The 342-nt window shown below is 51.5% G+C and carries 1 protein-coding gene; it reads right to left on the reverse strand.

All coding sequences use genetic code 11. The annotated features are described in order from the left end of the window. Positions 1-342, reverse strand: a 342-nt coding sequence (locus M3221_RS27145) for a hypothetical protein (RefSeq protein WP_251274834.1), incomplete at both ends; no start/stop codon positions are given.

Below are 342 nucleotides of genomic sequence, written 5' to 3' on the forward strand. Positions count from 1 at the left end.
TTACATCGCGTGTCCCATTCGCTGTTTCTGCACTCACTGCCAGCTGGTATGTTTCACTCCGCTTCAGCTCTACCAGGTCAGACGGCACACTCAGGCTTGTCGGCTTGTCTCCTGCTGATACGTCAATCGCTTTTACTTTTACAACCTTCGTAATTCCGTTGTTTGTAATGCGGATGTCCGCTGTATAGCCGATTGCTGCGCTTGCTGAAACCGTAACCAGCCCTTCCGCGCTTACCTGCGCAATCGATGTATTCGTGCTGCTGTACTTTGTCCCTGTGCTGCTTGCTGTTACATCGCGTGTCCCATTCGCTGTTTCTGCACTCACTGCCAGCTGGTATGTTT

The organism is Domibacillus indicus (genome assembly GCF_023715895.1).
Classification (GTDB): Bacteria; Bacillota; Bacilli; order Bacillales; family Domibacillaceae; genus Domibacillus; species Domibacillus indicus_A.